Source organism: Streptococcus sp. HF-2466, from assembly GCF_015594645.1.
GTDB lineage: Bacteria > Bacillota > Bacilli > Lactobacillales > Streptococcaceae > Streptococcus > Streptococcus anginosus.
Map to the genome: position 1 here is coordinate 1 of NZ_JADNQU010000020.1, position 9,600 is coordinate 9,600.

At 38.9% G+C, this 9,600-nt stretch carries 10 protein-coding genes and 1 pseudogene; all 11 read left to right on the forward strand.

Annotated features, from left to right (window positions below; all coding sequences use genetic code 11):
• A pseudogene (locus IYQ91_RS09720) lies at window positions 1-1,202 on the forward strand (replication initiation factor domain-containing protein); the annotation flags it as partial.
• Entirely contained in the window at window positions 1,180-1,566 is a 387-nt protein-coding gene (locus tag IYQ91_RS09725; RefSeq protein ID WP_195673713.1) for a hypothetical protein, read from the forward strand. The pseudogene IYQ91_RS09720 and the gene IYQ91_RS09725, both read left to right, overlap by 23 nt.
• A gap of 19 nt (window positions 1,567-1,585) precedes the next feature.
• Window positions 1,586-1,822 carry a hypothetical protein gene (locus IYQ91_RS09730; RefSeq protein ID WP_000456039.1) on the forward strand — a complete coding sequence of 79 codons (237 nt, stop codon included), beginning with the start codon at window positions 1,586-1,588 and terminating at the stop codon, window positions 1,820-1,822.
• Window positions 1,819-2,373 (forward strand): conjugal transfer protein, encoded by a 555-nt coding sequence (locus tag IYQ91_RS09735; protein ID WP_195673707.1) that lies wholly within the window; start codon window positions 1,819-1,821, stop codon window positions 2,371-2,373. Before IYQ91_RS09730 ends, IYQ91_RS09735 begins: the two co-directional genes overlap by 4 nt.
• 9 nt (window positions 2,374-2,382) lie before the next feature.
• Window positions 2,383-3,375: a conjugal transfer protein gene (locus IYQ91_RS09740; RefSeq protein WP_195673708.1), complete on the forward strand. Its 993-nt coding sequence runs from the start codon at window positions 2,383-2,385 to the stop codon at window positions 3,373-3,375.
• A gap of 16 nt (window positions 3,376-3,391) precedes the next feature.
• On the forward strand, window positions 3,392-3,619 hold the full coding sequence (locus tag IYQ91_RS09745; RefSeq protein ID WP_002271001.1) for a hypothetical protein: 228 nt from the start codon (window positions 3,392-3,394) through the stop codon (window positions 3,617-3,619).
• 1 nt (window position 3,620) lies between these two features.
• The gene (locus IYQ91_RS09750) at window positions 3,621-4,037 is read left to right on the forward strand and encodes a conjugal transfer protein (protein ID WP_195673709.1); all 417 of its coding nucleotides are present in this window, start codon (window positions 3,621-3,623) and stop codon (window positions 4,035-4,037) included.
• A 10-nt stretch (window positions 4,038-4,047) separates the two neighbouring features.
• Window positions 4,048-6,567: an ATP-binding protein gene (locus tag IYQ91_RS09755; protein ID WP_195673710.1), complete on the forward strand. Its 2,520-nt coding sequence runs from the start codon at window positions 4,048-4,050 to the stop codon at window positions 6,565-6,567.
• 12 nt (window positions 6,568-6,579) lie between these two features.
• Complete coding sequence (locus tag IYQ91_RS09760; protein WP_195673711.1) at window positions 6,580-8,511, forward strand: conjugal transfer protein; 1,932 nt, start codon at window positions 6,580-6,582, stop codon at window positions 8,509-8,511.
• Window positions 8,508-8,735, forward strand: a complete 228-nt coding sequence (locus tag IYQ91_RS09765) for a hypothetical protein (RefSeq protein WP_003034616.1) — start codon at window positions 8,508-8,510, stop codon at window positions 8,733-8,735. The genes IYQ91_RS09760 and IYQ91_RS09765 overlap by 4 nt, the downstream gene beginning before the upstream one ends.
• 8 nt (window positions 8,736-8,743) lie before the next feature.
• A partial coding sequence (locus IYQ91_RS09770) for a phage tail tip lysozyme (RefSeq protein ID WP_195673712.1) occupies window positions 8,744-9,600 on the forward strand: 857 nt, incomplete at its 3' end.

Consider the following 9,600-nt stretch of genomic DNA (forward strand, 5'->3'; position numbering starts at 1 on the left):
GGCTTGAGTTAGGGTTTACCCAACGCAAAATGGCAACGATGATTGGTTATAGTTACTACAACTACCGAAACATTGAACAGGGTCAACGAAAGATGACCAAGGAATTTGAACAAACACTCTTTCACTTTCTGAATCGTAAATCAGAAACCAAATTGGAAAGCACGGTGGATTGGTTAAAAATTCGCTTCAAAACGCTTGATTTTAAAGCTGTTATCACCTCTGTTCTAAAATTAAAACCAACGGATTTTTTTCACGAAGAAAAAAGCCTATACAGCTATTCAGATATGGTAACCTATGGTTCAGTTCGGGTGCTTTACTCCCATTCTGAAAAGAAGGCAGAAGCTGGAACACTGATTGACTTGACGGGAGGTGGTTGTCGTGAACTTGAATTGTTATTAAAACAACAAGGTCGGGATTGGTTTTCTTTTCTTCATGATGTCTTTCTCTTTGCGGAACAAGAACGAAAAGATAGACCTTTGGAAGACTTTTTAGCCTTCCCACGCTTTGATATTGCCCTTGATGAATTATATAAAAAGTCAGGAAATCTTGACTTATTTGATATTAAAAATCGGATTTTTGACAATAAAATCATCATGCGCAAACTCCGCACCTTTACTGCTATTGAAGGCTTGAAAAAAGTTGAAAATCGCTTTGTCAATCAAGGATTGACTTTAAACTTTGGTAGTCGTCAATCAAGCCTCATGATTCGCTTTTATCAAAAAGATTATGAATAAGCCCTCTTAAAAGATGTATCTGTTGACTATATCCATGAAGCCTATAATTACAAAAACCGCTATGAGATTGAACTACATGATACTAAGGCGTTTGATATTTTGAAAGAATGGTATACACTGGAAACAGACTTGACCAAAATAGGCGCTCGGATTTTAAACAACTATTTTGAAGTGAAAGATTGGAATGGCAACTATGATAGTGAATGGGATAACCTGCTTGGTACACAAGCGGGTTTTAAATTTGTCACACGTCCCCGTCAAATTAACTATGCAAGGACAAAACATTGGGTCACAAAACAAGTCTCTAGTGCTTTGAAATTGCTGAAAATCGTTGATATGGTCTATCAGACAGATGAGCTTTCAGAAATCATTTCTGAAGCCTATTTGAGTAACAATCATACTAAACTAGCAGAAGAAATTTGTGAACGAAACGGAGTTGATTTTGATGTTATTGTCGGACAGATATAAACCTATAAATGTCCCCGATAAATTCAATCGCCCTCTTCAAACAAAGACCTTCCCAGTCGGTTATGAGGAACTCTACCTATCGTTTTACGATTTTGAATTGGTCAAAGATTTGATGGATTATTGGGGGCTCTTATATTATCAGCCTAAGAAAGATTCTGAATTGAAATATGCAGAACAATTTAGAAAGCAATCCTTTAAAGATGAAAATCACCGACAAAATGCGATTAAAAAGGCAACTAGACAAGAGGCTAGACAGCCTTTTTTTGAAGAGTTAAAAACAAAACCATTAAACAAGATGAGTCAAAACGCTCGCTGGGTGGCAGAGATGCTCCTACAAACGAGCTATGCTCAATTGGTACTATAAAAATGAAAGGAAAAATGAAATGGAATATAAAGTTGAATTGAATAGTCTGGACAATTTCAGGGCTTGGTCAGGTGCACGCAATACACTAGCAACTGTCCGTGAACGGGGAGATATGGACAGACTAACCTCACTTGGTGAAGATATTTTTTCAGGAAGTATCCCCACAGAAACAGAAATCAATGATTGGCTTTGGTTTGATTCTGATGATATTTATCGATTTCTTGGCTATCATGATTTGGTAGAAGATGACGTATGAAGCTTGTAAAGAAAATTTACGAGGGAATTTCCTGCTTTCCTGATAAAAACGAATTCTGGAATCTGTACATTGTCCTGATGAAGGAAAAAGAGTTTTTCTTAGACGCTTTTGCACGGAAAACCCTTGACCTTGATTATCCCGCCCACTACCAACACACTTATTTCACACTGGATGGTCAAGTGTTAGATTTCAATCAACACATGACGACACAACTTGTCACGCTTTTTAGACAGGTTATCTTAGAAAATCAAACAACATTTATGGAGGAATTGATAATGGCAACACAAAACACACTTGAAAAGAAAGTCAGAGCGGTCTCATTGGAGCTAGGAGAATTGATGAAAGCCCATGATGATAAAGAAGCTTGGAAAAAAGCAGGTGAATTGCACGGACTTCTCAAAAAAGAAGAGGTGAAACAACTCCCTGAAGCACTGGTTGAAAGCCTTCACGCTGAGTTGCGAGGCTATTATTATGTCAATAGTGAACTCAATAAACTTCATAAACAACTTTATGCGAAAGGAAATAAATTGATTGAACTAGCCAATCAGTAAGGAGCACTTATGAATACAGTAAAACTTATCTATCATCAATTAAAAGCTTATTTGGGAAATTTCACCAAACGTCCTAAAAAGAAAGGAAAACCCAAATTAACCCTTGCCAATAAAAAAACAGTCAATCTTGCTGTTCTGTCAGGATTGGCTTTTATTTTGCTTGTGGGGCTACTAGGAGGTATTCGTGCCATGACAATGTCTAGTAAAGTCACCAATCTTGAAAAACTGATAACTTCTAAGCAAGCTACTTCTTCTACCTCTTCTGCTCCCCAAACAATAGATAATCGCCTACAATATTATTTGAATGATTTTGTAGAGTGCTATTTCACGATTCCTTCGGATTCAGACGGTCAAACCAAACAAGCAAAACAACTGAATAGCTTTTATGGTTCAGAGCCTGATATTCAAGCACAAGGTCAAGTCAAAAATCCTAGTCAATTAAGCTGGTCACACCTGCTAACGGTTACAGATAATGTGGCAACGTATGAGGTACATTACAGGCAAACGGTAAAAAATGGGGATAAGACAGAAGAAAAAGAATTGGTGACAGGGTTTAATATCCCTTATGCCAAAACAAAAACGGGCTACTATGTTACGGGCTTACCTTGGTTTTCAAGTTTATCGACCAATCAGGCAGATAAGAAAAGCACCGATACAGAAGTCAAACTCAATCAGTCAGATAGAGTTTCAGAGAAAGCAAAGAAGAAACTGGATAAGTTTCTCAATGTTTTCTTTACCAACTATACTACTGACCAAGATAACTTGGACTTAGTGGCTCACAATGTCACGGTTGTAAAAAATGCTACTTTTAAAACTTTAGATTTTAGCTACTACAAAGCAACCGATAAAACGATAATTGCCTATGTTCAAGTGACGTTTGAAGTCGCAGGCTCTACACATGCTGAAAACTTCACCTTGACCTTATCAGAAAAAGGGAAGTCCTATTATGTGGAGAAAATCAGCCATACAATCCCTGCTAATTACGCAAATACAAAAGAATAAAAGGAGAGTTTAATCAATGAGTTCATCTAATTTACAAACATGGTTACAAGGAGACGGTTTCTGGTTCATTACCTTTGGAGCGATTATCCTTATCATTTTAGCTTGGAGAAACAGCTCTTGGGGGCGTCTGTTTTCAACCCTTATTTTCTATACTGTTATTGCATCTTTAACAGGAGGTGGAAAACAGTTGCTCCATGTCCTTGGCTGGTTCCTCCGTCTCTTTGGAATTGAAACGGGGTTGTGATATGGAAGAAGAACGATTGTATGATTATGCTAGAGGGATAAACGCTCCCTACTGGATTCAAGAAGTTAAAACACAAAAAGGAAAACGCATTTGGTATTTTGCTACACCCATGCAACTTTCCTTTTTTGTGGTCTTTGCCCTCATATTGATTTTGATGTTGACGGTATTTAGCTCACTTCTTCTTCCGTTGAACAAATTAACGCATTCCATTTCATGTTATCTTTATTGGTATATCCCTTATAAACTCGCTAAGTTCTATACAGAGTATGAACCACAAGGAAAGAAAATGCACGTTTTCTTATGGGATTACATCTGCTATCTTATAGATTTTCGTCTCAATCGAAAAGCGATTTATCATGAAGATAGAATGAAAATGATGGATGAAGAAGAAATAGTCTTTGAAAAAACAGATTTATAAAGGAGGTCTAATGGTTCTAAAACTAGCCTATCCGATTCTTAAAACACAGGATAACATAGCTTTAACGACAGATAAAACGGTGATGAGTTTTTATCGTATTCCTAATACTCCCATCACCATTACCGATAAAGCTAAGAAACAAAAACACAAGTTGACTACTGCTCAGCTAATTAAAAAACTAGTTAAAAACAAGTCCTTTGAAGTCTCCTTGATTCCAAAGGACTATTTGCTAGAAGAAAAGATGAAAGACTCTTCTCATGCCTTGTCTCCCGATAGTCAAGCATTGGGGGAAGAACTGTTGCAGTATTCGACAGACAAATTGACACAAGAAATGGAAATTCCTTATCAGTTTGACTGGCTGATTGGTGTCAATCTTTTAAAAGATGACCAAAACACCACCGTTCAGGATATGGCGGTTGAGCGCTTCTCTGAAGTCTCTGAAATGATTGCCAATAGCGTGGGCTTTCAATATGAGGTTCCTGAAGATTGGGCGCAAGACTATCTGGTGAGTGAAGCGACCATCTATCAAACCCTTTCCGCTCTTCGGGCACAACGCTTAACCAATGAAGAGCTCTTTTACTATCAACGTATGCAATACTTGCGCTATATTCCTCATCTAAAACAAGAGGTCACAGCCAATCGGGCGCTCTTTAATGTGACAGATACCGTCTTAAGACCCATGGCAGGGGGCTTTATGAAGTTAGACAGCCCCTATGGTTCTTCTTTTCTCACCATTCTTCCGATTGCTAAAACACCCATTATTTTTAATGGCTTTCATCTGGGAGAATTTACCCAACGCTTTAACTTCCCTGTAGAATTACGAATAAAAGCAGAATTTATCGAAAAGAACTCTTTAAAAGGGCGAATGGCACGTTCTAATATTCGCTACCGCAACATTATGAATGAAGCAGAAAGTACTGACACCGTCCAACAAGATGAAATCATTCTCGGAGCAATGTCTCTCAAAGACTTGATGAAAAAGGTTGGTGGGAAAGAAGAAGTCATTGAATATGGAGCTTATCTCATTATTGCTGCTTCTAGCCTATCCCAATTACGACGTCGCCGTCAGGTAGTTTTAAGTTACTTTGAGGATATGCACGTAGAAGTGAGTGAAGCTAGTCATGATACGCCTTATCTCTTTCAGTCTCTTCTCTATGGTCAACCACTTGAAAACAAGACCAGAACGTGGACACACTATGTCACTCCAAGAGGCTTTGCGGAGTTAATGCCGTTTACCAATACAGCTTCAGGAAATCATATTGGCTGGCATATTGGACGGGTGGATAATTGGACAGGACGGTGGGAAAGTATTGAAAAGGCACAAGAAGCGTCTAAAAATATGGTGCTCTTTAATGCGACCGTTGGAAATAAAGAAGGGATTGCAGGAAAACTCACGAAGAACCCACATATCCTGATTACTGGCGCAACGGGTGAAGGAAAATCCTTTTTGGCAGAACTTATTTTTCTCCTAACCTCTCTTCAAGATGTGAAATGCTTGTATGTTGACCCCAAACGCTCTATCCGAAAACACTTTGAAGCAATTGCCCACCACCCAGACTTTGAAAAACAATTCCCGCTTCTGGCTGAACATATCAAACAGATAAACTTTGTCACCTTGGATAGTAAGGTGAAATCCAATCACGGAGCTCTTGACCCCATTGTCATGCTGGATAAAGATGACGCTGTTTCGGTTTCAAAAAACATGCTCAATTATCTTATTTTCTCCAACAAGCGAATTAAGGTCACAATGAAGCAAATGACCGCTATTTCTAGAGCGATTAACAAAGTGGTGGCTCAAAGACAAGCGGGAGAAACCGTTGGGTTAAAACACGTTCTCAAAGAGCTCACCAATAATCCAGATAGCACTATCTTTGAAGTAGGAGATTATTTGACGTCCATTGTCGAAAATTCCATTTTAGAATTGGCTTTTTCAGACGGTAATGTAGAAGGATTGTCTTACGATAAACGGGTGACCGTTTTAGAAGTAGCGGACTTATCCTTACCAGATAAAGACACTCAACAAGATGTCACCCCAGAAGATAAAGAAATCAATTCTACAGCGCTGATGTTTGCTTTGGGAGCTTTCTGTACACGTTTTGGAGAACTCAATCGTTATGAAGATACCATTGAATTCTTTGATGAAGCGTGGGTACTGATGAAGTCGGCAGAAGGACGAGCCGTTATCCAATCCATGCGCCGTGTTGGACGTTTCTTTAACAATGTCCTCTGCCTGATTACGCAATCTGTCCATGACGCTGAAGGAGATGATGATACCACAGGCTTTGGGACACTCTTTGCCTTTAGAGAAGATAATGAACTTTCCGATATTTTAGAACACGTTGGACTAACGGATAATGAAGAAAATCTGGAATGGATTAAAAATATGATTTCAGGGCAATGCCTTTATAAAGACGTTTACGGCAATCTCAATATGATTTCCATTTATAACATTTTTGATAGTATTGACCCACTTCTGAAACCAATGAAAGCCACTGTTTCTTCCAATCTTGAAAATAAATACGCATCTTAAGGAGGTGAGCTTGTGCAAGAAGCATTTGAAAAATTAAAAGGCATGGATATTTTTTCTTTAAAATCCTACATGATGAAAACTGGCTTTGGAGATTTCAGCGGTGTTCGGGTGATGTTCAACGAAATCTTTGTCAACTTCCCCTTTTTCCTCCTTAACCTTATTGTTGGTTTCTTCTCCTTGATGATTCGGATTTTAGAAAATGTCCGTCTTTACGACACTTACAAGCAATATGTCTTTAATGGGGCTCAATCCATTTGGCGAGGCTTTACAGGAGCTACTTCTGGTGTGGCTCAATCTTCATTAGTCTTTTTGCTTCTCCTTTGCTTGGCTTTTTATCTCTTTTATCAGTTCCTCATTTCTAAAGGCAATTTCTCTCAAAGATTGCTTCATGTCCTTCTGGTTCTCTTTTTAGGTTTTGGTTGGTTTGGGACAGTCGCCGGAACTTCTGGTGGATTGTATCTGCTCAATACAGTAGACAATGTCGCTAGTACTACGATTCATCATATTTCCAATGTCTCTGTCTCCTACGGAAAAAATCAATCTTTAAAAATAGGGTCTTCTGTTGCTGATTCTTATATTGCAGAAACCTCTTATAAAGCCTATCTCTTTGTCAATACGGGGCAAGAAAATGGGAAATACAAAGACCGTCAAACAGGAAAAGAAGAACCGTTTGAGGATTCAAAAGTTCTAGGAAGCTTGGATAAATCAGGCAAGTTTAAAGCAGTTTCTACTGCTGATAGGAATAAATATTTAGAAATAGGAAATGGAGCAGGTGATGATAATGAACATAACCGTTGGGTATCAGCCATTCCTGATTATATCCCTGTTAAGTTCTTCTATATCCTTTTTAAAATGGTTGAAGCGATTGTCATTGCCATTCCTATTGTCTTAATTCAGTTGCTCAATGTCCTTGCACAAGCCCTTGTCCTTATCATGATTCTTCTTTTTCCTATTGCCCTTTTGGTTTCCTTTATTCCCAAAATGCAAGATATTCTTTTTGGAGTTTTTAAGGTCATGTTTGGTGGTCTTGCTTTCCCAGCCATTACAAGCCTGTTAACTTTGGCTTTACTTTACCTTGAAAAAATCATTGAAAACTTAGTAAGTAGTGGCTTTGATAAGGTTATTGGAGATTTTTCTTCCTTGTCTACTTTTAGCGCTCTTTTTAAACTAATCGTCTCTGTTTGTGCCAAAGGCGTGATTTATTGGTTACTTTGGAAATACAAAGGAGAATTGATTGAGTTGTTACTCGGTTCACGAGCCAAGATTACGTTTGATGAGATAGATACCAAAGTCAAAGAAACCGTGACAAATGGACAAGAGAGCATGAAGCAGCTGCCGGCAAAAGCCACTAACGCCTTTGAAATGGCTCAAACATCCGGAAACTTTTTCCTTGCAGGAGCAGGATTTGGAGCGGGACTATTTATGAATGCTGGTAAACAGATGAAAACTCTTTTTTCAAATCCACATCCAACTTCAGAAAGAACAGAAAGTTCAACGCCTTCAGAAAATGACGAGGAGGAAACACCCGCTACTTCTTCCTTTGAAGAAACAGGCGCCCCCGACGAGGTAACAACACCGTTTCAAGAGCCAGATATGCCAATGGAGACTTTTGAATCTGCTATTCAGGAAACAGAGACAGGTTCTCAACCTTTTGACACAGAACCTTCTCCGCTAATGGATACAAAGCAAAGCAGAGAACAGAAAGAGTTTGAAGAGCGCCGTCAAAATCGCCTCTCTTGGAGACAGAAACATCACATCAATAAACTTGAAAAGGAATTAGAACCGTACAAAGATGATGAAGCACTATACCAAGCGCAAGGTTCAAATGCCTTTATCAGGAATTATCGTAAAACCTTGCCGAAAGACGATAAATTAAAAGTCAATATTAACCGTAAACATCAGATAATAGAGGAATTAGCACGACTGAGAGGAGGAAAGGAATGATGAATACACGCATTTATTCTAAAAGAGGTTTTGAACAGACGGTGAACAATGCGGTTGCCCTTGCCTATGAAAGGAGAAAGCCTTCTATTGACTTTCTCCTTTTATTTTCAGTAAAAGAGGCTGAGAAAGAGCAACTGCTGGCAACTATCAAAGAAAATCCTCTTATTTTGACGGCTCAATGGCGATTTGAAACAGTAATGATGACAGTCTATGTGAAAACTTAGGAGGGAAGATGAAGAAAAAACTAGTAATTGTTAGTGCTCTAAGTGCTCTGGTTTTACCTTTGTTCTTGGTTGTTATTATCATGGGAGCTTTTGCGGGTAGTGCGTCTTCTAATGGACAAGCAAAAGGACTACAAACCAAACTAACGGCTAAAGAGGTCGCTCAAAAAGCCAATATTTCAGAAGAACGAGCAAGTGATGTCATCAAAATTCTGAATTATGAACTCTCACAAGAACAATTTACTATCGCAGGAGCTTCTGGAAGTTTAGCGGTTGCAGAACGTGAAAGTGGCTTTGACCCTAAAGCAGTCAATGCAGGTGGCGGGGTGGCTGGTTATTTCCAATGGTCAGGCTGGTCTTCTACTATTAATGGCAATCGCTGGTCAAAGGCAAAACAAAAGAAATTAGATTCTGATATTGAACTAGACCTCTTATCTACAGAGCTAAACGGCTCTTATAGCAAAGTCAAAACAGAAATGCAAAAAGCGACTGACCCTGAAGAGGCAGCGCTTTATTGGTCAGAACATTATGAAGGGGTCGCTTTATCAGACGGTCAAACCAAAACTAGTGACCTGAAAAAGAATGCGAGAAAATGGTATAACCTCTTCAAAGACACTTTAACAGGTGATACAGCCAATGCCAAAACACAAGATGGTGGAGGCGTAACTTCTGATGGAGTACCTGCTGGATATAGCCTTACAAAAGCAATCAACACCTCTAACTACACTTCTGCGACTTATCCTTGGGGACAATGTACGTGGTTTGTCTATAATCGAGCCAAAGAGGTAGGCGTTAACTTTGACCCTTATATGGGCAATGGTGGGGATTGGAAGCAGAAAGCAGGCTACCAAACCACACATACACCAAC